The organism is Mesorhizobium sp. INR15, from assembly GCF_015500075.1.
GTDB lineage: Bacteria > Pseudomonadota > Alphaproteobacteria > Rhizobiales > Rhizobiaceae > Mesorhizobium.
This window is the reverse complement of sequence record NZ_CP045496.1, coordinates 981,048-1,002,338: the sequence shown is the minus strand read 5'-3', so window position 1 is coordinate 1,002,338 and position 21,291 is coordinate 981,048. Positions and strand designations below refer to the sequence as shown.

Annotated in this window: 23 protein-coding genes; 12 read left to right on the top strand and 11 right to left on the bottom strand. The window is 63.7% G+C overall.

Features of this window, described 5'->3' with window-relative positions:
- Positions 1-192: 192 nt before the first annotated feature.
- The 4 genes from GA829_RS04710 to GA829_RS04695 all read left to right on the top strand — a co-directional run bounded on the left by GA829_RS04710 (position 193) and on the right by GA829_RS04695 (position 3,816).
- A complete protein-coding gene (locus GA829_RS04710) occupies positions 193-378 on the top strand; it encodes a hypothetical protein (protein WP_195177395.1) in 186 nt (61 codons plus the stop codon).
- Between the two features lie 555 nt (positions 379-933).
- The gene (locus GA829_RS04705) at positions 934-1,860 is read left to right on the top strand and encodes a carbohydrate ABC transporter permease (protein ID WP_195177394.1); all 927 of its coding nucleotides are present in this window, start codon (positions 934-936) and stop codon (positions 1,858-1,860) included.
- Between the two features lie 75 nt (positions 1,861-1,935).
- A complete protein-coding gene (locus tag GA829_RS04700; RefSeq protein ID WP_374940408.1) occupies positions 1,936-2,712 on the top strand; it encodes a carbohydrate ABC transporter permease in 777 nt (258 codons plus the stop codon).
- Between the two features lie 18 nt (positions 2,713-2,730).
- On the top strand, positions 2,731-3,816 hold the full coding sequence (locus GA829_RS04695; RefSeq protein ID WP_195177392.1) for an ABC transporter ATP-binding protein: 1,086 nt from the start codon (positions 2,731-2,733) through the stop codon (positions 3,814-3,816).
- Between the two features lie 36 nt (positions 3,817-3,852).
- On the opposite strand, the gene GA829_RS04690 is transcribed toward GA829_RS04695, so the two are convergent.
- The 8 genes from GA829_RS04690 to tauA form a co-directional block, all read right to left on the bottom strand.
- On the bottom strand, positions 3,853-4,257 hold the full coding sequence (locus tag GA829_RS04690; RefSeq protein ID WP_195177391.1) for a VOC family protein: 405 nt from the start codon (positions 4,255-4,257) through the stop codon (positions 3,853-3,855).
- Positions 4,258-4,485: 228 nt separating this feature from the next.
- Positions 4,486-5,208, bottom strand: coding sequence for a GntR family transcriptional regulator (locus GA829_RS04685; protein ID WP_258052148.1), 723 nt, complete (start codon positions 5,206-5,208; stop codon positions 4,486-4,488).
- Between the two features lie 92 nt (positions 5,209-5,300).
- Complete coding sequence (locus GA829_RS04680; RefSeq protein WP_258052147.1) at positions 5,301-6,491, bottom strand: aminotransferase class V-fold PLP-dependent enzyme; 1,191 nt, start codon at positions 6,489-6,491, stop codon at positions 5,301-5,303.
- Between the two features lie 80 nt (positions 6,492-6,571).
- Positions 6,572-6,976, bottom strand: a complete 405-nt coding sequence (locus GA829_RS04675) for a VOC family protein (protein WP_195177390.1) — start codon at positions 6,974-6,976, stop codon at positions 6,572-6,574.
- 346 nt (positions 6,977-7,322) lie between these two features.
- Positions 7,323-7,511 (bottom strand): hypothetical protein, encoded by a 189-nt coding sequence (locus tag GA829_RS04670; RefSeq protein WP_195179908.1) that lies wholly within the window; start codon positions 7,509-7,511, stop codon positions 7,323-7,325.
- Positions 7,512-7,580: 69 nt separating this feature from the next.
- Positions 7,581-8,441, bottom strand: a complete 861-nt coding sequence (locus GA829_RS04665) for an ABC transporter permease subunit (RefSeq protein ID WP_195177389.1) — start codon at positions 8,439-8,441, stop codon at positions 7,581-7,583.
- A complete protein-coding gene (locus tag GA829_RS04660) occupies positions 8,438-9,211 on the bottom strand; it encodes a taurine ABC transporter ATP-binding protein (RefSeq protein ID WP_195179522.1) in 774 nt (257 codons plus the stop codon). The genes GA829_RS04665 and GA829_RS04660 overlap by 4 nt, the downstream gene beginning before the upstream one ends.
- 137 nt (positions 9,212-9,348) lie before the next feature.
- The gene (tauA, locus tag GA829_RS04655; protein ID WP_195177388.1) at positions 9,349-10,362 is read right to left on the bottom strand and encodes a taurine ABC transporter substrate-binding protein; all 1,014 of its coding nucleotides are present in this window, start codon (positions 10,360-10,362) and stop codon (positions 9,349-9,351) included.
- A 395-nt stretch (positions 10,363-10,757) separates the two neighbouring features.
- On the opposite strand from tauA, the gene GA829_RS04650 reads away from it, so the two are divergent.
- The 3 genes from GA829_RS04650 (at position 10,758) to GA829_RS04640 (ending at position 12,912) form a co-directional block, all read left to right on the top strand.
- Positions 10,758-10,934 carry a hypothetical protein gene (locus tag GA829_RS04650; RefSeq protein WP_195177387.1) on the top strand — a complete coding sequence of 59 codons (177 nt, stop codon included), beginning with the start codon at positions 10,758-10,760 and terminating at the stop codon, positions 10,932-10,934.
- Positions 10,935-11,087: 153 nt separating this feature from the next.
- The gene (locus tag GA829_RS04645; RefSeq protein ID WP_195177386.1) at positions 11,088-11,537 is read left to right on the top strand and encodes an RrF2 family transcriptional regulator; all 450 of its coding nucleotides are present in this window, start codon (positions 11,088-11,090) and stop codon (positions 11,535-11,537) included.
- 31 nt (positions 11,538-11,568) lie between these two features.
- The gene (locus GA829_RS04640; protein WP_195177385.1) at positions 11,569-12,912 is read left to right on the top strand and encodes an FAD/NAD(P)-binding protein; all 1,344 of its coding nucleotides are present in this window, start codon (positions 11,569-11,571) and stop codon (positions 12,910-12,912) included.
- 97 nt (positions 12,913-13,009) lie between these two features.
- On the opposite strand, the gene GA829_RS04635 is transcribed toward GA829_RS04640, so the two are convergent.
- Positions 13,010-13,768: a type 1 glutamine amidotransferase domain-containing protein gene (locus GA829_RS04635; RefSeq protein WP_258052146.1), complete on the bottom strand. Its 759-nt coding sequence runs from the start codon at positions 13,766-13,768 to the stop codon at positions 13,010-13,012.
- 114 nt (positions 13,769-13,882) lie between these two features.
- On the opposite strand from GA829_RS04635, the gene GA829_RS04630 reads away from it, so the two are divergent.
- A complete protein-coding gene (locus GA829_RS04630; RefSeq protein ID WP_195177384.1) occupies positions 13,883-14,236 on the top strand; it encodes a winged helix-turn-helix transcriptional regulator in 354 nt (117 codons plus the stop codon).
- On the opposite strand, the gene GA829_RS04625 is transcribed toward GA829_RS04630, so the two are convergent.
- Both GA829_RS04625 and GA829_RS04620 read right to left on the bottom strand, forming a co-directional pair.
- Positions 14,226-14,888 (bottom strand): cysteine hydrolase family protein, encoded by a 663-nt coding sequence (locus tag GA829_RS04625; RefSeq protein ID WP_195177383.1) that lies wholly within the window; start codon positions 14,886-14,888, stop codon positions 14,226-14,228. The genes GA829_RS04630 and GA829_RS04625 overlap by 11 nt on opposite strands.
- Positions 14,885-15,217, bottom strand: coding sequence for a hypothetical protein (locus GA829_RS04620; protein WP_195177382.1), 333 nt, complete (start codon positions 15,215-15,217; stop codon positions 14,885-14,887). The genes GA829_RS04625 and GA829_RS04620 overlap by 4 nt, the downstream gene beginning before the upstream one ends.
- A gap of 474 nt (positions 15,218-15,691) precedes the next feature.
- Here GA829_RS04620 and GA829_RS04615 point away from each other — a divergent pair, with 474 nt between their 5' ends.
- The 4 genes from GA829_RS04615 (at position 15,692) to GA829_RS04600 (ending at position 21,258) form a co-directional block, all read left to right on the top strand.
- Positions 15,692-17,134, top strand: a complete 1,443-nt coding sequence (locus GA829_RS04615; RefSeq protein WP_195177381.1) for a pyridoxal-phosphate dependent enzyme — start codon at positions 15,692-15,694, stop codon at positions 17,132-17,134.
- A complete protein-coding gene (locus GA829_RS04610) occupies positions 17,131-18,312 on the top strand; it encodes a trans-sulfuration enzyme family protein (protein ID WP_195177380.1) in 1,182 nt (393 codons plus the stop codon). The genes GA829_RS04615 and GA829_RS04610 overlap by 4 nt, the downstream gene beginning before the upstream one ends.
- A gap of 309 nt (positions 18,313-18,621) precedes the next feature.
- Complete coding sequence (locus tag GA829_RS04605) at positions 18,622-19,593, top strand: GlxA family transcriptional regulator (RefSeq protein WP_195177379.1); 972 nt, start codon at positions 18,622-18,624, stop codon at positions 19,591-19,593.
- A 360-nt stretch (positions 19,594-19,953) separates the two neighbouring features.
- Positions 19,954-21,258, top strand: coding sequence for a M24 family metallopeptidase (locus GA829_RS04600; RefSeq protein WP_195177378.1), 1,305 nt, complete (start codon positions 19,954-19,956; stop codon positions 21,256-21,258).
- The last annotated feature ends 33 nt before the right edge of the window (positions 21,259-21,291 follow it).

Genomic DNA, 21,291 nt, shown 5'->3' with positions numbered 1-21,291 from the left:
ACAGTCTGTCAGGGATTTTCGCACCCTGGCTTGGCTATTTCATATGATCTTCGGGCCAATATCAGGGATGCGTTTGACAAAATCGAGCGTTAATACTCCAAGTAGAGGCGAGCCTGATCGGGCCGTGTCCTTTGGCTCTTTCATCGCCGCCATCGCACCGTATCGGATCGACTTGAAAAGGGAATCGAGACAATGAGGCTGACCAAAAATCTGCTGGCCTTGATTGTGCTGGCCATCGGCGCAGTGTGGTCGTTGCAAGGCATTGGCCTGGTCGGCGGCAGCTTCATGACCGGCCAGTCGCGATGGCTCTATATCGGCGTTGTCGCCATGCTGGCCGGGCTCGCCGGGCTGATATGGGCGAACCGCTCCCGGGGCTGAGTGATCGCGGCGCGATGACGCTGCCCTCGTTCCGCCGGTGAGGCTGTAGCTCCAGCCAGCGATACCGCAAGCCTTGCTTACATCTGTCCCTCCCGGGGCCGTGCTGCGCCGATGTCGCTTGCGTAGAGCGTTCGCATGGCCTGCTTCAAGCGCCCACTTTGCCAGTTTGCGGCGTCAGGGGCTCGCCGCGCGGTCGATCGGCGATCGCGAAACATTTCTTGATCAAAAGATCGAATGATGTAATTATGCCTTTGTAGCACGATGCCGGGACGGGAGAGCGGGTAAGGGGCCCGTTGGTACGACGTGCGAAACCTGGCCATAAACGAGCCGGGGAGCTGAACAACAATGGGAAGGAATCATATGATCAGGAACGCGCTTCTTGCCATCGCGGCAAGCGTCCTCCTTTGCGCGCCGGCACTTGCCGCCACCGCCTGCCTCACCAAGGCGCGGTAGAAAACCATGGCGAAGTAGCCCAAAATTTCTGAGCCGGCCCGACATCGGACTGCCCCGGTGCCCGGTCATTCAATCCGCTGCAAAGATCAAGAGTTTCCGCGCATGGCCGCTGACACGAACGTGCAAATCCCGCAACCGGGCGGCTCGCGGCGCTTGCTGGCGACGCTCGAGCCCTACCTTTACACGTTCCCGGGCGTGTTCCTGATTGCCGCCACGACGCTTGTGCCGGTGGTGATCGGCATTTCCTATGCGTTCCGCGACATCATGCTGCTGGATCCGATGAGTGGCGGCTATGTCGGCCTGACGCATTTCCGCGACCTGATGCATGACGGCAATTTCTGGAACGCGCTGGGCAACACGGCGATCTGGACGGTGTCCTGCGTGGTCCTGCAATTTGTCTTCGGCTTGATCCTGGCCCTGCTTCTCAACCGGCCGTTCCCGGGACGGGGGGTGATCCAGGCGATCGTCTTCCTGCCATGGGCGGTGCCGACATTCCTGGTCGGTCTCAACTGGGGCTGGTTGCTCAACCCGATCGTCGGGCCGCTGCCGCACTGGGCCTATGCGCTTGGCCTGATGAGCGCTCCTGACAACATCCTGTCCGACCCACACCGCGCCCTGTGGGGCCCGATCATCGCCGGCGTCTGGTGGGGCACACCGTTCTTCGCCATCACCTTGCTTGCCGCGCTGCAGTCGATTCCCAAGGAAATCCACGAAGCCGCGGAAATCGATGGCGCCGGCACGTTCGAGCGCTTCCGTTCGATCACCTTGCCGTTCCTGGCGCCAACGATCGCCATCACGGTCCTTTTGCGCACCATCTGGGTCGCCAATTCGCCGGAGCTGATCGTCGTCATGACAAGAGGCGGCCCGGCCGATTCCTCGCAGATCGTCGCCAGCTACATCTTCACCCAGGCGTTCCAGGGGCTCGACTTCGGCTATGCGTCGGCGGTCGCGACCGCGCTGGTGCTGCTGCTTTTGATCTATTCCGCACTGCTGCTGGCGCTGCGCCACGCGCTGTTGCGGGCAAGCTGAGGGCGAGCGATGCGTGGTTCAACCCTCAAGCGCGGCGGTTTGTGGACGCTGCATTATGCGGCACTGGCCATCTACATGGCGGTGGCGATGTTCCCCCTGTATTGGCTGTTCAAGGTGTCGGTGACGCCGAACGACCTGATCTACAGCGGCGGTATCCAGTTCTGGCCGGCGCGGACAAGCTGGGAACACTATGCCACTGTGATCCGGACAGGCGATTTCCTGCTCTACTTCCGCAATTCCATCATCGTCTCCAGCGTCACGGCGGCGGTGACCACGGTGCTCGCGGCGGCGGCTGGATACGCGTTTTCGCGCTTCACCTTTCGCGGCAAGTTCTGGATCGTCGGGCTGATGCTCGTCACCCAGATGTTCCCGCTGGTGATCGTCATCGCGCCGATCTTCCGCATGTTCGGGCCGCTCGGCCTGACCAACAGCCTGACCGGGCTGATCATCATCTACACGGCCTTCAACATTCCCTTCGCCACGTTCCTGATGCAGTCCTTCTTCGACGGCATTCCCAAGGATCTCGAAGAAGCGGCGATGATCGACGGCGCCACCCGGTTCAAGGCGCTGCTGCAGATCATCGCGCCGTTGACCTTGCCCGGCCTCGCCGCGACGCTCGGCTTTTCCTTCACCGCCGCGTGGAGCGAAATCCTGTTCGCGATGATGCTCAACTCATCGTCCTCGTCGACGACGTTCCCGGTCGGCCTACTCTCCTTCTCAACCCGTGCCACGGTCGATTACGGACCGATGATGGCGTCGGGAGTGCTGGCGCTCATTCCGGTCTGCGTCTTCTTCCTGCTGATCCAACGCTACCTTGTGCAAGGGCTCACCGCCGGTGCGGTCAAAGGCTGAAACGAAAGGCTCTCTACGATGGCATCGATCACAATCAACGGTGTCCGCAAGGATTTCGGCGCCGTCTCCGTGCTCAAGGGCGTGGACCTCACCATCGCCTCGGGCGAGTTCGTCGTCCTGGTCGGCCCCTCGGGCTGCGGCAAGTCCACATTGCTGCGCATCATCGCCGGGCTCGAGGATCTGAACGCCGGCGAAATCCGTATCGGCGACCGGCGCGTCAACGATCTGCCGCCAAGGGACCGCGACATCGCCATGGTGTTCCAGTCCTATGCGCTCTACCCGCATATGAATGTGCGCGACAACATGAGCTACAGCCTGAAGCTGAAGCGCACGCCCGCCGACCGGATCGCCGAAGCGGTCAAGAAGGCCGCCGACAAGCTGGGCCTCGACGCGCTGCAGGACCGCAAGCCGCGCGCTTTGTCGGGCGGGCAGCGCCAGCGCGTCGCGATGGGCCGCGCCATTGTGCGCAATCCCAAGGCGTTCCTGTTTGACGAGCCGCTGTCGAACCTGGATGCGCGCCTGCGCGAGCAGATGCGCTTCGAAATCCGCAAGCTGCACCGCGATCTCGGCGCCACCTCCGTCTATGTCACGCATGATCAGATCGAAGCCATGACCATGGGCGACCGCATCGTCGCGATGAATGGCGGCATCATCCAGCAGGTCGGCGCGCCGCTTGAGCTCTACGACAATCCGGCCAACATGTTCGTGGCCGGGTTCATCGGCTCTCCGGCGATGAATTTCCTCAATGCATGGGCTATTCCCGAGGGCGACGCTGTCGCATTGCATGTTGGTGAGACAAGGCTGCTTGCCGTGCCGGCCCCGGCAAATCTGCCGGCGGACGGACGGGTCATCGTCGGCATCCGGCCAGAACGCGTCAAATTGTTGCCGATGGGCGGGCCGGGGATCGCGGCCAGCATCGATCTCATCGAGCCGACCGGCGCCGCCACCGTCGCCCATGTCGATCTTTCCGGCCAGTCACTGAAACTGTTCACCACCGAGCGGCTCTATCTCGGCATACGCGAGCCGGTCCTGCTTGGCATGAACGCCGGAGATATCTGCCTGTTCGACCCCGCGACCGGAGACCGGTTGCGGGCGCCGGCCTGACCGCGGGCGAAAGCCCGCCTCCAGGCCGGCGGGGTTTCAGTCTTTTTTGTTGAAGCGGAAGAATTCGACGCTGTAGCCGCCGGGGTCACGCATCAGGAACGTGCTGACCATCTGATCCGCCGATTTGTCGAGATCGAGGTGGACGACAAAGTCGGCATTCATGGCCTTCATCCGCTCATACCAGGATTCGAGGTCGGGCGTCTCCATGGACACCATCACGCTCTTGGCGTCCGACGCCTTGTGATGGCCCTTGGCCTGGTCGACCAGCCCGACATAGGAGTGCTCGGTGGTCTTGAAGAACTTCACCCAGCCCTTGTCGAAGGTTTTGTCGAAGCCGAGCATCTCGCCATAGAACCGCTCCGGCTCCGCGAGGTCGGCATAGTAGAGAAATGTCACCTGCGAATTTATCGGCAACGCATCCGGCCTGTCAGCGCTTTTCATGGGTTCTCCTCTGGCGATCAATGCTGGCCTCGGCTGTCGGGCACAGTTTGATCATATGATCACAACCCCCGGCAAAGATCAACGACAGGTCGCCTTGCGGGCGAACTGGAACGACCGGAATGGCACCATCGCGGAAGGGCGAAGGCTTGCGCGAACGGGGCCGCCGCCGAACCCGGACAGTGTTTGGCACGATGGATATTCGGATTTTGGAAAAGCGCGGCGGGCGCCTCAGCTATCGTCGGACAGGCTGTGAAGCAGGCGTTGCGTCGCCTCGATGTCGGCGACGATCGCGGCGCGCGCGGCGACCGCGTCGCCCGCCTTCAGGGCCGCGATGATCTCGTGATGATGCACGGAATAGGTCTCACCCTCCTGCGTCTGCAGGATAGGCTCGAGGTGACGCGTCAGCAGCCGCATGTAAGGGCCGAAACGCAGCCACAGGGTCTCGATCAGCTGGATCAGGACTTCCGACTGCGACGCGGCATAGAGGCGGAAGTGAAATTCCTGGTTCTTGCCCAGCATGGCGTAGAAACTGTCGAGCCGTCCGACGGTCTCATGTTCGTGAACAAGCGTCATCAGTGTGGCGATGTCGCGCTCGGCGATGTTGGGAACAGCGAGTTCGGTGGCCAGGCCTTCCACCGCCATCCGGGCCCGGCACAGGTCGTCCAGCCTGGCGCGGCTGATGCCGGGGATACGGGCGGACCCGTTGGCGGCGACTTCCAGCGCATTCTCGGCGGCAAGCCGCCGCAGCGCTTCACGCACCGGCATATGGCTGGTGCCGAAGGATTCCGAAAGCGAGGATATGGTGAGCGTCTGCCCGGGATCGAAGCGGCCGGTCATCAACGCATAGCGAAGCTGCCGGTAGACGCCGTCCTGGATGGTGCTGCGCGATGATATTGGCGCGAAACCTTCGGCTGACACGAAACGGTCCTTATCCTGAATGCGGTCTGTCACCACTTGGCCGGGCCGCTCCTTGCCAGTCAGGCACAACCCGTCGTAGCCATCCTTGACGCAGGATACAAGAGGCTCGTCCGGCGTCCATATGTTCAGGTCCGGCAGAGGTTTGCCAGCAGCCCGTCCATCACCTCAAGCGATGCCTCGCTCGTGATCAGCCCGGGCGACCAGCGCATCCGGTCGGAACGCGTGTCGCAAACGATGCCTTGCGCCATCAGCCCGCGCTGCACGTAATCGGGCGAAACGCCGGCTGGAATCTCGATGACCACGGTGCCGCCACGGCTTGCGTCGTCACGCGGGCTGACAAGCGTCAAGCCATGCCCGTCGGCGATGTCCATCAACCGGCGGGAGAGGCGAAGATTGTGCGCGCGGATGGCCGCTGTCCCAACCGCCGCCAGCCATTTCAGGCCCGGCACCGTGGCGATATAGGGTGCATAGGATGGCGTGCCGTTGTCGAAGCGGCGCGCGTCCGGCGCCAGCTCAAAACGGTCGAGCCGCCAGTTGAACGGGTCCGGCTGGCTGAACCAGCCGCGCAGCTGCGGCTGCAGCCGCTGCATCAGATGCGGCGCGACATAGGCGAGCCCGGCCCCCGGCACGCCGCACAGCCACTTCAGGGAGGTGGCGGCGGCGAAGTCGACCGCCGGCGCGTTGACGTCGAAGGGTAGGCAACCGACACCCTGGGTGATGTCGACGGAAATGATCGAGCCCATCTTGCGCCCATGCGCGACGAGGCTCTCCAGGTCACAGCGCCGCGACGCCGTTGATGTAACCCAGGTGATCACCGCCAGCGCCACCTGCCCGTCCCACGCGGCCAGGAAATCCTCATCCTCGACGGATGCCGCGCCGGCGCGCTGGCGCACGGTCACCAGCTCGAATCCGAGCCGTGGCGCCATGCCGGTCAGCAGGAAATGCAAGCTTGGGAAGCAATCCTCGGCGATCAGGATCTTGCGTCCAGCCAGATCCTCTGGCGGCAGGGCTTCGAGAAAGGCGTGGTAGCAGGCGGTGACATTTTCCGCCGCCATCACTGTCCCGCTGGCGGCGCCGACCAGCGTCGACCAGAGGTCGATCGCCTCGCGCCGGCCAGCGTCGATCTTGGCCCAGCGGCTGTCGTCGGGCGCGCACCAGTGATCGGCGAAGCCGGCAAGCGCTTCGGTCATCGCTTGCCTCTGCCCCGGAAATTTGCCGACCGAGTGGAACATCAGCCAGCCGCCGTCAGCCTCGGCGCCTCTGGAGTGGAGGTCGGAGGCAGCCGGTGCGCCGGGGGTCATGATTGGCGAAGACACGTTCTGGGAACCTCTAGTCCTGTTCGGATGATCTTTTGGGAGAGCGCCGATATCCATCGCGCTCCTGGAAGGCGCCGCTCTCAGGCGTTGGCGAGATGCGGCCAGCCCGGCGCCCGCATCTCCAGGACCTCGACCGTGTAGCCGTCGGGGTCGGTGACATAGAGAATGTAGATGCCGAAGTCGGCCTTGAAGATTGGCGCCCCCTTGGTCGCGACGCCGAGGCTTTCCAGATGGCGCGACCAGGCATCCGCATCGGCGACAACAAAGGTCAGCGCGGCCATGCGGGGCTGGCTGGCCGGCAGATCCCCGGTTACGAAGCCGAAGAAGCTCTCGCCCGTGGCCTGCAGGATGATGACCTTGCCGTCCCGTTCAAAGACCGTCTTCAGGCCGAAGGTCTCGGCATAGAAGCGCCGTGTCCGCTCCAGATCGCTGACGCGAAAGAAGGAAATCGTCTGGCTTACAGGGAGAATGGTCATTTCGGTCATGGAAACAGTCCCGCAAAATCCGCAATGAACCATGCAAGGGCCAAATGCGCCTTTCATGGAGGCGTTGCTGCACGCCTTGCCCGGCTCGTTCCCGGTTGAATACCGGAGAACCTGAGCTTGACCGAACATTGCATCATTCGATCGTTTGATCAAGACACTATGACAAGTTCGGCGGATCCGACTGGATCGGCCACCCCTCCTGATATGGGATAAAAACTGGACACCGGCAGCCAGCCTGTAGCCTGGCGGCAACGGCTTTCGAGCCCTGCCCGAGGGACGGTCGCGCGGCGACCCTCGCGTGGTGCGCCGCCTTCCTGTCAGCGGCTCTTGCCGCCGGATGTTCGGATCACCGCGACCAGTATTCCCAGGCCCAATAAAAACTCTCGTCGCGTGGCGGCAGGCGGTTGCGTTCGGCATCCCAGCGCACTGGGGCGGGCGACTGAGGCCCGTCGCCAAGTGGCGGCTTCCTCTCATCCTGGACCGAGCGCAGCCGCGCGCCAAGGAAAGCAAACAACGCCGGAGCTGGATGGGCCATGTCGGTCACTCCTTGGTGAGCGGCGATCAGTAGGGGCGAAAGATATCGAGCCTCTGCCGGGCCCTGTTGTCAGTCCCGTCCCGCCCAGGGAATGAGCACGCGCTCGATCCGACGGATGATGAATTCCAGGGCGAAGGCGATGATGGCGATGACCAGGATCCCCATCACCACCACGTCGGTGACAAGGAACTGGGCCGCCGACTGGATCATGAAGCCAAGCCCGCGCGTCGCCGCCACCAGCTCGGCCGCCACCAGTGTCGACCAGCCGGCACCAAGTGCGATGCGCAGCCCGGTCAGGATCGACGGGAGCGCGCTGGGCAGGATCACATGGCGGACCACCTGGGTCCGCGTCGCGCCGAGAGAACGGGCGGCATTGATGCGCTCCTGCGAAACGCCGCGAACACCGGCGGCGGTCGACAGGGCCACAGGCGCCAGCATGGCAATGGCGATGACCAGGATTTTCGACGGCTCGCCGATGCCGAACCAGATGATGATCAATGGCAGGTAGGCAAGCGGCGGGATCGGCCGCAGGAACTCCAGCAGCGGATCGAAAATGCCGCGCCCGACAGTGCTGATGCCGATGGCGAGGCCGACGGGAACACCGATGATGATGGCCACGAGCAATGCCGCGAACACCCGGTAGAGGCTGGCCACGACATGCTGCAGCAACGTCGCGTCGACGAAGCCGTCGCGGGCGACCAGAATGAATTTGGCCCACACAGCGGCGGGCGACGGCAGGAACACCGGCGACACCAGTTGCAGGCGTGCCGACAAAGCCCATAGCGCCAGCACGGCCAGGATGGTGGCGGCGCTGACCACGCGCGCCGAAACGCCGCTTCGCCTTGGCCGAGGCCTGGACCACGGCACGGTCAGGCCTTGAGCCTCGTCGACCCTGGCACCGGGACGTTCCGAGTAAGAAGTAACGCTCATGCCGCCTCTCCTTCGAAGATAGCGTCGGTCAGCTCGCCACGCGCGGCGGCGAAGGCGGGGTCAGCCTTGATGGCGCGGATGGTCTCGCCGGCGGCGTAGCGCCGGCTGAAGCCGGGCTCGAAACTTCGCACCACACGGCCCGGCCCCGGCGCCAGCACGATGATGCGGGTGGCCAGCAGCAGCGCTTCCTCGATGCCATGCGTCACCATCAGCACGCCGACGCGGCTTGCCGTCCACAGATCGAGCAGCGTCGTCTGCATGCGTTCGCGCGTCAGCGCGTCAAGCGCGCCCAGCGGCTCGTCGAGCAGCAGGAATTGCGGCTCGGCGGCCAGCGCCCGCGCCAGTCCGACACGCTGCCGCATGCCGCCGGAAAGCTCCCAGATGTGCTTGTCGCCGGCATTGTCGAGCTTCACCAGCGCCAGCAGTTCGTCGGCCCGGCGGGCGCGTTCGCTTGGTGCGACGCCGCGCAGCCTGAGTGCGAAGGCAACATTCTCGCGCGCGGTCAGCCACGGAAACAGGGCATCGTTCTGGAACACGACAGCCCGGTCCGAGCCTGGCGTGGCGATCGGCTTGCCGCCGATCGTTGCACTGCCGCGTGCCGGCGCGACAAGGCCCGCCGCGACATTGAGCAACGAGGTCTTGCCACAGCCGGAGCGGCCGACCAGCACGACGAAGTCACCTTTGGCGACATCGATCGAGACGCGTTCGACGGCCGGTGCTGGCTGGCCGTCATAGTGGATCGAGATCTTGTCGAGCACGAGATGCGGCATGGCTTGCCATTCTTGCATGGCGAATCCTCGCAGGAGATTCGGTGAAATCCACCTGCCCCGAAACCGCTCGGCGGTTCCGGGGCAAGCAGCACGCGGCGTCAGGGAAGAAGATCCGCGCGCGTCCGGTATTGCTGCGTCTAGTTCGAAGCCTGTGCCTCGGTGACGTATTTCGACGAGACGTATTTCGAGTAGTCAGGCAGCACGGCGTCGATCTTGCCTTGCTCCTTGAGGAAGGCGGACGCCGCCTCGATCGCCTTGACCGTGCCGCCGCCGAGGAACTTGTCCGAAGCCTGTTCTTCCAGCGTTGGGAAGACGTAGCCTTTCAGCAGTTGCGGCACGTCTTCCAGCTTGGCGCCGGTGAGCTTGGCAATCTTGGCGGCCTGCGGCGATGACACCGACCAGGCGTCCGGCTTGGCCAGGAACTCGGCATAGGCGGCGCCGGTCACCTTGACGAAGTCGCGCACCGCTTTCGGGTTCTTTTCGGCAAAGTCGGTCCGCACGATCCAGGCGTCGAAAGTCGGTGCGCCCCAGGCGGCGACCTGCGCGGAATTCAGCACGACCTTGCCTGTCGTCTTGATCTGGCCGAGCGCCGGGTCCCAGACGTAGGCCGCGTCGATGTCGCCGCGCGCGAAGGCCGCCGCGATCTCAGGTGGCCGGAGGTTGAGGATCTCGACCGACTTCGGATCGACCTTCTCATGCTTCAACGCGGCAAGCAGGCTGTAATGCGTTGTCGACACGAAGGGCACCGCCACCTTCTTGCCGGCGAGATCGGCGACCTTCTCGATGCCGGCGCCGTTGCGGGCGACCAGCGCTTCGGATTCGCCGATCAGGCCAACGACGAAAATGGTCTGGATCGGCAGTTCGCGGCTGGCAGCAGCGGCCAGAGGGCTTGAGCCGACATAGCCGATATCGACCGAGCCGGAAGCGACCGCGGCGATGACATCGGCGCCGGAATCGAATTTTCGCCAGTCGATCACCGCTTTGGTCGCGCTTTCATAGGCGCCGTCGGCCTGCGGCACTTTCGAAGGTTCGACCACCGTCTGATAGCCGATGGTGATCTTGAGGTCCTCGGCCATGGCCGGGCCGAGGAAGGCCGCACCCGCAAGGGCCGCCGAGGACAGGAGAATGATGCGTCGCGAAATGGTGGACATGAAACGTTCCTTGAAAATGAGGAAACCGGATGCCCATCCATAGTCGGTTAATTCTATCGTTCTTGTAGAGTTAAATCCTTCCAACCCAAGCGGGCTTGTTAGAAAAAACCTGTCGGTGGCGGAGCACTGAAGCGCACAGGACGGCTTAGGCTGGCCTCACCGCCTCGATGCCAAGTCGCTTTAGGAGCAGGAATGGCGCTCCGCGAACCTTCGCGCCGAAGTTCGGAAGGTTCCGACCTCGACTGCAGTCTGTGCCCTCACCCACGAATGATAATTCTCGCCCTAGCCAATCCCAGGCAAACCCATGCCGCGGACAGCCAGGGAATTGACAACCAGTCCCGGGTGTTCGAGGGTAAGTATAGTATTATTATCGACATTAGGGAGTTGGAGGAGTGATGAACGGCCTTGCCTCGCGCAGCACGGATATCACCGGCGGCCTGGATCGGCTGGCGTGCGTCGCAAGGCTGACACCGGGCCTCGTTATCATGCGGCTTGCCGCCCTCCGGCTGCCGATGCGCATTTTTGCCCCGACAGGGGCAAGGGCGCTGGTGAAATCGGCTGCCGCAGCTTGAAAACGAAGCAAAATCAACGTTTCCTGGCTTGTACATCATGTCACTAGAATTTATGTGTGATGATAGCTTGGGTGCCACAGCGATGGTCCGGAGCGCCGGTGGTTTCGCAGCCGGCGGGCTGGTTCTGCCGCACGACAGAGACACATTGATTTCATGCTCACCAAAAAGGGCAAGTACGGCCTCAAGGCGCTTATCCATCTCGCGCACCTGCCGGCCGGGCAGCTGGCTTTCGTTGGCGATATCGCCACCGGCAACAACATTCCGAAGAAGTTTCTCGACGCCATTCTCGGCGAGCTGCGCAATGCCGGTTTCGTCCAGAGCCGCAAGGGCAAGGATGGCGGCTACCGCCTGGCGCGGCCGGCCGATGAGATCAGGGTTGGCCATGTCGTGCGCGTGCTCGACGGTCCGCTCGCCCCTATCCCTTGCGCCAGCCGCACCCAGTATCAGCGCTGCGAAGATTGCAACGAGGCGACATGCCAAGTCCGACATCTGATGCTGGAAGTTCGGCAGGCGATCGCCGAGGTGCTCGATCAGCGCAGCCTCGCCGAAATGCGCGACATGGCCACCGACGATCTCCAGGAAGCGTTGAAGGTCCAGGCCTGACGCCGGCGCCTCGCACGCGGCGGGCATGCGCATGACCGGTCGTGCGAACAGCTCGATCATCATTGTCGGCGGCGGCGCCAGTGGCGTCGTGCTGGCCGCGCATCTGTTGAAATCGCCCAATCCCGACCTGCGCGTCACGCTGATCGAAAAGCGCCCGCATTTCGGCCAGGGCATCGCCTATTCGACGCTGCTGTCCGCGCATGTGCTGAATGTCAGCGCCGCCGGCATGAGCGCCTATGCCGACGATCCCGGCAATTTCTGGCGCTGGCTCCTGGAGCGCGGCCTGGCAACGCAGGAGCAGGCGCCGGTCTATGCGCCGCGCAGCATCTACGCCCGCTACCTCGGCGAATTGCTGGACGAACTCGAGGCGCGCGAAAAGCAGAGCGGACGCCTGCGCCTCATCCATGAGGAAAGCTTGTCGATCTCGCCGACCGCGTCGGGTGTCGAAGTGGCGCTCGCCAACGGCACCAGTGTCGTCGCGCATCTGGCGGTGCTGGCCACCGGCCATGACGAGGTGCCGGTCAACGGACAAGGCCACACCATCCGCATGGGCTCGGAGGCGGATACCGCGATCGACCCGGAGAGCCAGGTCATGGTGCTCGGCACCGGCCTCAGCATGGTCGATGCCTTCCTGGCGCTGCAGCAGCGCGGCCATCGCGGCGGCATCGTCGCGGTGTCGCGGCGCGGGTTGTTGCCGTCGCCGCATCGCAAGGGCAATCCGATCAAGCTCGACGTCGCCGACATTCCGCTTGGCACGCAGCTGTCCTATTTCGTCGGCTGGTTCCGCGACCTGATAAAGGAGAACCAGAAAGCCGGCATCGACTGGCGTGATGTCGTCGACGGCTTGCGGCCGTTCAACCAGAAGATCTGGCAGAACTGGCCAGCTTCCGCCAAGCGCCGTTTTGTCGAACACACCAAGGCCTGGTGGGACATTCATCGCCACCGCATGCCGCCGGAAGTCCATGCCAGAGTGACCGAGGCCGTGCAGTCAGGCCGCATCCGCCTCGTCGCCGGCCGTGTCGTCGACATCGCGCCGAACGGCGCTTTCACGGTCCAGGTCCAGTCCCGTCACACGCAGCGCGTCGAAGCCTTCGAGGTCGCCCGCATCTATGATTGCTCGGGCATCGTCAGGGACATCTCGACCTCATCGAACAGCGTCGTGCGCTCGCTGGTCGATCGTGGGCTGGCCCGGCCCGATCCCTTGCGCATCGGCCTCGACGTATCCGCCAATTGCGAGATCATCGCCAGCGATGGAGCGGTGTCGAAGAAGATCCTCGTCGTCGGTCCGCTGACGCGCGGCACCTTCTTCGAAATCGATGCCATCCCCGATATCCGCGTTCAGTGTGCGAAGCTGAGCAAACAGCTGCTGGGCTAGAGCAATTCCAGGAAAAGTGCGTAGCGCTTTCCCTTGGGAATTGCGTAAAAACAGGGACTTAGAGCGGGCCAGCGATTCTATCAAACGCTGAACCGCTCTAACCGCCGAGTGCCTCGCACACCAGGCGCGCTGTCTCCGCGCCCGAAAAATTCTGCTGCCCGGTGATCAGGTTGCCGTCGCGCACGGCAAAGCCGCGCCATAGCCCGGCCTGGATGTAGTTGGCGCCGATTGCCTTCAACTCATCCTCTATGCGCCAGGGCATCAGGTGCTTGCCGCGTTCGAGCGCGCCCATCTCCCAAGTCGCCTTGTCAGCGAAATCCTCCTCGATATTGGCGAAGCCGGTTACCGTCTTGCCAGCGGCAAGCAGCGACCCATCGGCGCGCCTGGCATAGCGCAAAATGGCGGTGCCGTGGCATAGCGCGGCGGCCACCTTGCCCGCTTCGTGGAAGGCGACAAATGTCTGCTGTAGGTCGGTCGCGCGCTCATAGGTGAACATCGGCGACTGGCCGCCGGCGACCACGATCGCATCGAAGCTTCCGACATCGATCTCCGCTGCCTGGCGTGTGTTTTCAACCAGCGCCGCGAGCTTCGGGTTGGAGAGGAAGCCGAGCGAGATCAGGTCGGTCTCGGAATAGCCGGAGGCGTCGCGCGGGTCGCTCAGCGCATCGGCTTCGCATTTGCCGCCAAAAGATATCGACCGCGTAGCCGCGCTCGGTAAAGGCGAACCAGGGATGGGTGAGTTCGCTCCACCAGAAGCCGACCGGCCATCCGGTGCTGGTCGACACAGCAGGATTGGCGATGACGATCGCAACGCGCTTTGGCTGGCGTGCATTGACCGGATTGGCGTCGCGTACACTCATCTTGGTTCTCCTGCCTGAGACATACTGACTGGTGGAAACCGGCTCAACCTGACCACATGGCTGGTGAAAACCGGCTTCCGTCGCGGCGGAACCGTGCCTACGATATGCCCATGACCCAACGCGGAAGACTGTATGGTTGCCCGGTCGAGTTCGCGCTCGATACGCTCGGCGGCAAGTGGAAGACGGTTATCCTGGCGCGAATCAAGGAACAGCCCATGCGCTATTCCGAGTTGCGCCGGCTGATCCCGTCGCTGTCCGACAAGATGCTGACGCAACGCCTTGCCGATCTCGTCGACATCGGCTTCGTCACTTTGGCGGCCTCGCCAGACGGCAAGGAGCGCTACACCTTGACCGAGCGCGGCCACGATCTGGCAACCACCCTGCAGGCGCTTTACGACTGGGGACAGGTGCATGGCCGTGCGATCGGCGTGCGCTTCCGCAGCGATATCGACGCTACGGCCTGACAATGCGATCGCTTCCCGCCAGCGCGCCGCAAAAGCCGGCGACGTCCGTGACGACAACCTCGCCAAGAAACCTCAACGTGGCCATCGAGCGATCGCGTGCTTCGTGGTTGCCGAAGCCGCAGGCGTCTTCGATCACTACGGCCACAAAGCCATTGTCGGTAGCCTGGCGAACCGTCGGCTCGATGCCGATCTCCATCGCCACGCCGGCAAGCGCCACGGCGCGCACACCGCAATCATGCAAGGCAAAGCCAAGCGCCGTGGCATCGAAGGCCGACATGGTCAGCTTGTCGAACACCGCCTCATCAGGACGCGGCTCGAGTTCGGCGATGATCCGCGTCGCGTCGGCATCGCGCAGGAACCAGGGCTCGACCGTGTCTGGGCTGTCGCGCCGCTGCCAGGCCATGGACGTGCGCAGCTGCGTGGTGCCCATCCACTTGCGCGGCAAGGACAGGTGGCGCGTGAACGCCACCCGCATGCCGGCGCTGCGCGCCGCCTCCAGCGCGGCGCCGGTGCGTTCGACGATCTCCGCCGCGCCGGCGATCTGGCGGCAGATGCCGACCTGCATGTCGTAGACCACCAGCGCCATGCGGCGCGGATCGCACCATTCCGCCAGGTTGGCCGGAATCTCGATCCCTTCGCTCGACCGGATCATGCGGCTGTCCTGTCCCAGGGCTTGGCGAGATCGACCGTTGGATCGAAGAGATATTCGAGCGGCAAAGGGGCGGGATCGAAGGCAAGGAAATGCCACTCCAGCAAGCCGGCCTTCGAAAGCGGGAAGTCGTCGGTGTAGCGCCTGGCGTCGTCGACGCTGTCGAGTTCGAAGACGATGATCACGCCGCCGACATCGGCGCGGGCATAATTCTCGCGCACGATCCCCGCCTTCCACAGCCGCCAGACATTGGAGACTTCGTCGCGGAGATAGGGTTTCAGGTCGTCGATGGTGACGCCGGGCTTGAAGTTGTCATAGGCGAGAATCTTCATTGGCTGTTCCTTGCATCAAGGGTGGATCACGCGGCCCCGGTGTTCGGCTAGCATGGTCAAATCGACGGCGGCAACGAACGACATGGTGCGTTGAAGCAGCCAATTGCAGCCGCTGAGATGAGCAACGAGGTCGGCACCCTATGGCGCGCCCCTCTGTCCTGCCGGACATCTCCGCCACGGGTGGGGAGATTGGATGCTCCAGCGCTCAGCCCGCCTTCCAACGTGGACAATTGGCGAAAGCAGTAGGGACAGCCAATCTCCCTCCTTGTGGGGGAGATGGCCGGCAGGCCAGAGGGGGGCGCTGTCCCGCCTGCCTTCATCGCTGGCAGCGTCCATCCCGCAGCTGGAATTTCATTCCCCATCTGGCCGGTTGATTGGTACGATCTATCTTCTTTCCAACTGCAAAGGGCTGGAAAAGAGGCTAGGCTACCGCGAGCCCCGGCGGTTGCTCGCCTTGACCATGGAGCATCTGATATGAGCGAGCACGCAAAGGCCGCGGCCGATAATTCCCCCCTGGACAACGCATTGTCGCGCCTGCGTCCGCCCTATGCATCGGTTCTCGACCTGATCGGCCAGACGCCGATCGTCGAGCTGACCAAATTCGACACCGGCAAGTGCCGGCTGTTCATCAAGCTCGAAAGCCAGAATCCCGGCGGCTCGATCAAGGACCGCATCGCCCTGTCGATGATCGCCGCCGCCGAGAAGCAAGGCAAGCTGCGGCCCGGCGGCACCATTGTCGAGGCCACCGCCGGCAACACCGGTCTCGGCCTCGCCCAGGTCGGCATTCCCAAGGGTTATCGCATCATCCTCGTGGTGCCCGACAAGATGTCGCGCGAGAAGATCCAGCATCTGCGCGCGCTCGGCGCCGAGGTGCGCATGACCCGCTCGGATGTCGGCAAGGGCCATCCGGAATATTATCAGGACATGGCCGAAAAGATCGCCGCCGAAGTGCCTGGCGCCTTCTATGCCAACCAGTTCGCCAACCCGGCCAATCCGCTGGCGCATGAGACCACAACCGGCCCGGAAATCTTCGAACAGCTCGACGGCGATGTCGACGCGATCGTCGTCGGCGTCGGCTCGGGCGGCACGCTGACCGGGCTTGGCCGCTACTTCGCCAAAGTGTCGCCGAAGACCGAGATGGTGCTGGCCGATCCCGTCGGTTCGGTACTGGCGCCGCTGATCAAGACCGGCAAGATGGAAGAGGCCGGCAGTTGGACCGTCGAAGGCATCGGCGAGGATTTCGTGCCGCCCAATGCCGACCTGTCGCTGGTCAGCAAGGCTTACGCCATCCCCGACAAGCAGAGCATGCTGGCGGTGCGCGATCTCCTCTCCAGGGAAGGCATCCTCGCCGGTTCGTCCTCGGGCACGCTGCTGTCGGCGGCATTGCGCTACTGCCGCGAGCAGACCGTGCCGAAGCGCGTCGTCACCTTCGTCTGCGACAGCGGCAACAAATACCTGTCAAAGGTGTTCGACGATATCTGGCTGGCCGAGCAAGGCCTGGCCGACCATGAACAGCACGGCGATTTGCGCGACCTCGTCACGCGTTCGCCCCGCACCGGCGACATCGTCTATGTCGGCCCGGATGAAAGCCTGCTCAACGCCTATGGCCGCATGCGCCGCTCCGACGTTTCGCAGTTGCCGGTGCTCGACAATGGCAAGCTGGTCGGCATCGTCGACGAAAGCGACATCCTGGCTCAGGTCGATGGTCCCTATGACGGCCGCTGGGACCGCTTCAACGGCCCGGTGCGCACCGCCATGACCTCCAATTTGCACACGCTGCAGGCCAGCCAGACGCTGGACGCGCTGCTGCCGGTGTTCGATCGCAACGAGGTCGCCATCATCTTCGACGGCGACGAGTTCGTCGGCCTGATAACCCGCATCGACCTGATCAACCATTTGAGGCGCCGCGCAAAATGACATCGCCAAGACCACCACTGGGCAAGAACCGTCTGGCCTTCTCCACCCGCACCATCCATGGCGGCCAGAGCCATGATCCCCTGACCGGCGCGGTGATGGTGCCGATCTACGCCACCTCGACCTATGGCCAGCAGTCGCCCGGCGTGCACAAGGGTTTTGAATATGCCCGCAGCCAGAACCCGACCCGTTTCGCCTTCGAGCGCGCGGTCGCCGACCTCGAAAGCGGCTCGGTGGCCTTTGCCTTCGCCTCCGGCCTCGCGTCGATCGCCACGGTGCTGGAACTGCTCGATTCCGGCGCGCATATCGTCGCCACCGACGACATCTATGGCGGCTCCTTCCGCCTGATGGAGCGGGTGCGCAAGCGCACGGCCAACCTGCGGATCAGCTTCGTCGATTTCACCGACCTCGCCGCCGTCGAGGCGGCGATCCGCCCGGAGACGAAAATGCTGTGGGTCGAGACGCCGACCAATCCGCTGCTGCGCATCGTCGACCTGGAAGGTGTCGCGGCCCTTGCCAAACGCAAGGGCATTCTGTCGGTCGCCGACAACACCTTCTGCAGCCCCTACATCCAGCGGCCGCTGGAACTCGGCATCGACATCGTTGTCCACTCGACAACGAAGTATCTGAACGGCCATTCTGACATGGTCGGTGGCGTCGCCGTGGTCGGCGACAACAAGGACCTCGCCGCCCAGCTGAAATTCCTGCAGAACGCCATCGGCGCCATTTCAGGCCCGTTCGACAGCTTTCTGGCGCTGCGCGGGTTGAAGACTCTGGCGCTCAGGATGGAGCGACATTCCGCCAATGGCTTGAAGATCGCGCAATGGCTGGAAGCGCGAAAAGATGTGCGCCGCGTCATCTATCCCGGCCTCGCCAGCCATCCGCAGCACGCCATTGCCGTCCAGCAGATGCATGCCTTCGGCGGCATGATCTCGGTCTATCTCGACCGTGACCTCGCCGGCACGAAACGCTTCCTCGAGCGCACGCAGCTGTTCACCCTCGCCGAAAGCCTCGGCGGCGTCGAAAGCCTGATCGAACACCCGGCACTGATGACGCATGGCTCGATCCCGGCGGAAAAGCGCGAGGAGATCGGCATATCGGATTCGCTGGTGCGGCTGTCAGCGGGCATCGAGGATGGCGACGACCTGATCGCGGACCTGGAGCAGGCGCTGGGGGGTTGAGGGTACTACTGGCGGCCCCGTTGAATGATTGCAGATGCCGGCGCTGCCCCTCACCTGCCTGCCGGCATCCTCTCCCCGTATAGTGACGGGGAGAGGGGCGCTGTCGCCGATGACTTCGCCAATCGTCAACGCTGCGGAACAGGCGCCGAGGGTGCAGCTGCCCCTTTCTCCCCGTCACTACACGGGGAGAAATGTCCGGCAGGACAATGAGGGGCGGCGCCAACGCCTCGGGAACAAATTCCAATCCCAATTGACCCCAAACCCCTTCTGCCTGAATTGTAGCGTCCGATCCTTCCGGCTCCGGACGACATGGCAACGCGCGACCCACCCAAAACCACCGAGGCGCCGCTCACCTTCGCGGTGCTGGTCTTCCCCGGCTTTCCGATGATGGCGTTCAGCTCCGTCATCGAGCCGTTGCGCGCCGCCAATGTGCTGGCGAAGCGGGAATGCTACCGCTGGATCATCGTCGGCGGCACCAGAGGCGCGATCGAGGCGTCCAACGGCGTCGTCATCCAGCCGGGCTTTTTCGCCGAGGACGCGCCGAAGGTCGACCGCATCGTCGTCTGCTCGGGCGGCGATGCCGATCATCTCGTCGCCGAGGACGCCGCGAGCTGGATCCGCCGCAGCCTGCGCAATGGCGCTCATATCGGCGCGGTGGCGGACGCCGCTTTCTTCCTCGCCCGCGCCGGCCTGCTCGACGGCCATGCCTGCACCTTGCACTGGACCAGCCAGGCCGCCTTCACCGAAGCCTTCCCGGCCATCGAGCTGAGGCGCGACCTCTATGTCATCGACCGCAAGCGCTTCACCTCCGCTGGCGGCGTCGGCAGCCTCGACATGATGCTGGAAATCATCACCCGCGACTATGGCGCCGAACTCGCTGCCGGCGTCGCCGAATGGTTCGTGCACAGCCAGCTACGCTCCAGCGTCGACCGCAAGCTGATGCCGCTGCGCCTGCGCACCGGTGTGCGCAACGAGCTGGTCCTGTCGGCCATCGCCATCATGGAAGACGCGGTGGAGGAACGGCTCGGCATGGCCGAGCTGACCCAGAAACTCGGCGTCTCCTCCGACAAGCTCGAGCGCACTTTCCGCTCTGAACTCGCCATCTCGCCCAACGGCTATTACCGCCGGCTCAGGCTGAAGCGCGCCGCCGATCTGCTGGCGCATTCGACGCTCGCCGTGCGCGACGTGGCGCTGGCCTGCGGCTTTGCCTCGATGTCGAGCTTCGCCCGGGCTTTCCGCGAGGAACACGGCCATCCGCCGAAGATGGCGCGAAGGCATTAGGATCTTTCGCAGGCTGGCGGGACAGCGCGCGTCTTCGTCATCCTAGGGCGGAGCTCCGCGAAGCGGAGCGCAGACCCTAGGATCCATGCCGCGACACCGGCCGAAGAATGCGGCGGTGCAGAACATGCCAACTGGTCGCAACTGTTTGAGGGCTTTCGTTCTGAGCCGCTTTCGCGTGTCACAGACGTCACGGCATGGATCCCAGGGTCTGCGCCGCGTCGCTTTGCTCCTTGCTCCGCCCTAGGATGACGAAGGCGCTCGCCAGCGGCATCCCGCACAACGGTCGCGGTTTTCCGCACAATCCCCCTTCGCGACATACGCCATGGTCAGATCCTGCAACGCATCAGGACCCAGCACCCCATGAGCATCGTCGTTTTCGAACCGGACAGCACCGAGGATGTCGACTTCAGGGATCGCATGCGCCACCCCGCTGCTGCCGATCCGGCTGGCGGCATGTGGCTGTCCGACACCGAGCCGTCCTTCATCGATGCCGACGCGCTGCGCAAGGGCCGGCTGGCCAAATTGCGCGGCTGGATGCGCGACGCCGGCTATGGCGGCATCGTTTTGTTCGACCCCTACAACCAGCGCTACGCCACCGGCTCGCGCAACATGTTCGGTTACTTCCTGCGCAACTCGACCCGCTATTTCTTCATCCCGACCGATGGCCCGATCGTGCTGTTCGAGTATCCGCAGAGCTACCATGTCTCCATGGTGCTGGACACGATCGACGAGGCGCGTCCTTCCAAGCTCGTCTGGTCGTCGGTCTCGGGCCGCGATGATGAAACCGCCGGTCCCTTCGCCGACGAGATCGCTGAACTCCTGAAGAAACATGGCGGCGGCTCGATGAAGCTCGGGCTAGACCGCTGCAGCCATCTGCAGGCGCTGGCCCTGGAAAAGCGCGGCTGCGATGTCAGGGATTGCCAGGGCGAAATCCTGGCGGTGCGCGCGGTGAAGACGCCGGAGGAAGTCAAATGCCTGCAGGTGTCGATGGCCGGCGCCGAGGCCGCCGTCTACGCGGTGCGCGAGGCGATCAAGCCCGGCGTCTCCGAAAACGACCTGTTCGCCATCATGTATGGCGAAGTCATCCGCCAGGGTGGCGAGTTCATCGAGACACGGCTGCTCACATCCGGCCAGCGCACCAACCCGTGGTTCAGCGAGGCCAGCGGCCGCAAGATCCGGCCCGGCGAACTTTTGGCGCTCGATACCGACACGATCGGCTGCTACGGTTATTATTCCGACTTCTCCCGCACCTTCCGCTGCGGGCCGGGCAAGCCGACCGACTACCAGAAGTCGCTCTACCGCATGGCGCATGACCAGGTTCAGCACAACATCTCCATCGTCAGGCCCGGCATGGCCTTCCGCGAGATCGCCGAAAAGGCGTGGAAGATCCCTGACCGCTTCGTCGACCAGCGCTACACTTCGGTCATGCACGGCGTCGGCATGCATGGCGAGACGCCGTTCATCGCGCACGCCATGGACTACGAGACTTATGGCCGCGATGGCCATATCGTGCCCGGCATGGTGGTGAGCGTGGAAAGCTATATCGGCGAGAAGGGCGGTCGCGAGGGCGTCAAGCTGGAGGACGAAATCCTGATCACCGAGACCGGCACCGAACTGCTGTCGCGCTTTCCCTATGAGGATGAGTTTCTGGAGAGACAGTTTTGATGGTGGGTCCGTGCTCGTTGACGATGGGCGCAA

Bases quoted from the DNA above. Each gene is read 5' to 3' on its own strand.
- GA829_RS04700 (WP_374940408.1), top strand. From the start codon at position 1,936: ATGGCGGTGGCGATGTTCCCCCTGTATTGGCTGTTCAAGGTGTCGGTG.
- GA829_RS04605 (WP_195177379.1), top strand. From the start codon at position 18,622: ATGGCAACGCGCGACCCACCCAAAACCACCGAGGCGCCGCTCACCTTC.
- GA829_RS04630 (WP_195177384.1), top strand. From the start codon at position 13,883: ATGACCCAACGCGGAAGACTGTATGGTTGCCCGGTCGAGTTCGCGCTC.
- GA829_RS04670 (WP_195179908.1), bottom strand. From the start codon at position 7,511: ATGGCCCATCCAGCTCCGGCGTTGTTTGCTTTCCTTGGCGCGCGGCTG.
- tauA (WP_195177388.1), bottom strand. From the start codon at position 10,362: ATGTCCACCATTTCGCGACGCATCATTCTCCTGTCCTCGGCGGCCCTT.
- GA829_RS04620 (WP_195177382.1), bottom strand. From the start codon at position 15,217: ATGAAGATTCTCGCCTATGACAACTTCAAGCCCGGCGTCACCATCGAC.
- GA829_RS04650 (WP_195177387.1), top strand. From the start codon at position 10,758: ATGAACGGCCTTGCCTCGCGCAGCACGGATATCACCGGCGGCCTGGAT.
- GA829_RS04640 (WP_195177385.1), top strand. From the start codon at position 11,569: ATGACCGGTCGTGCGAACAGCTCGATCATCATTGTCGGCGGCGGCGCC.
- GA829_RS04645 (WP_195177386.1), top strand. From the start codon at position 11,088: ATGCTCACCAAAAAGGGCAAGTACGGCCTCAAGGCGCTTATCCATCTC.
- GA829_RS04695 (WP_195177392.1), top strand. From the start codon at position 2,731: ATGGCATCGATCACAATCAACGGTGTCCGCAAGGATTTCGGCGCCGTC.
- GA829_RS04690 (WP_195177391.1), bottom strand. From the start codon at position 4,257: ATGAAAAGCGCTGACAGGCCGGATGCGTTGCCGATAAATTCGCAGGTG.
- GA829_RS04615 (WP_195177381.1), top strand. From the start codon at position 15,692: ATGAGCGAGCACGCAAAGGCCGCGGCCGATAATTCCCCCCTGGACAAC.
- GA829_RS04675 (WP_195177390.1), bottom strand. From the start codon at position 6,976: ATGACCGAAATGACCATTCTCCCTGTAAGCCAGACGATTTCCTTCTTT.
- GA829_RS04610 (WP_195177380.1), top strand. From the start codon at position 17,131: ATGACATCGCCAAGACCACCACTGGGCAAGAACCGTCTGGCCTTCTCC.
- GA829_RS04665 (WP_195177389.1), bottom strand. From the start codon at position 8,441: ATGAGCGTTACTTCTTACTCGGAACGTCCCGGTGCCAGGGTCGACGAG.
- GA829_RS04600 (WP_195177378.1), top strand. From the start codon at position 19,954: ATGAGCATCGTCGTTTTCGAACCGGACAGCACCGAGGATGTCGACTTC.
- GA829_RS04710 (WP_195177395.1), top strand. From the start codon at position 193: ATGAGGCTGACCAAAAATCTGCTGGCCTTGATTGTGCTGGCCATCGGC.
- GA829_RS04625 (WP_195177383.1), bottom strand. From the start codon at position 14,888: ATGATCCGGTCGAGCGAAGGGATCGAGATTCCGGCCAACCTGGCGGAA.
- GA829_RS04705 (WP_195177394.1), top strand. From the start codon at position 934: ATGGCCGCTGACACGAACGTGCAAATCCCGCAACCGGGCGGCTCGCGG.
- GA829_RS04660 (WP_195179522.1), bottom strand. From the start codon at position 9,211: ATGCCGCATCTCGTGCTCGACAAGATCTCGATCCACTATGACGGCCAG.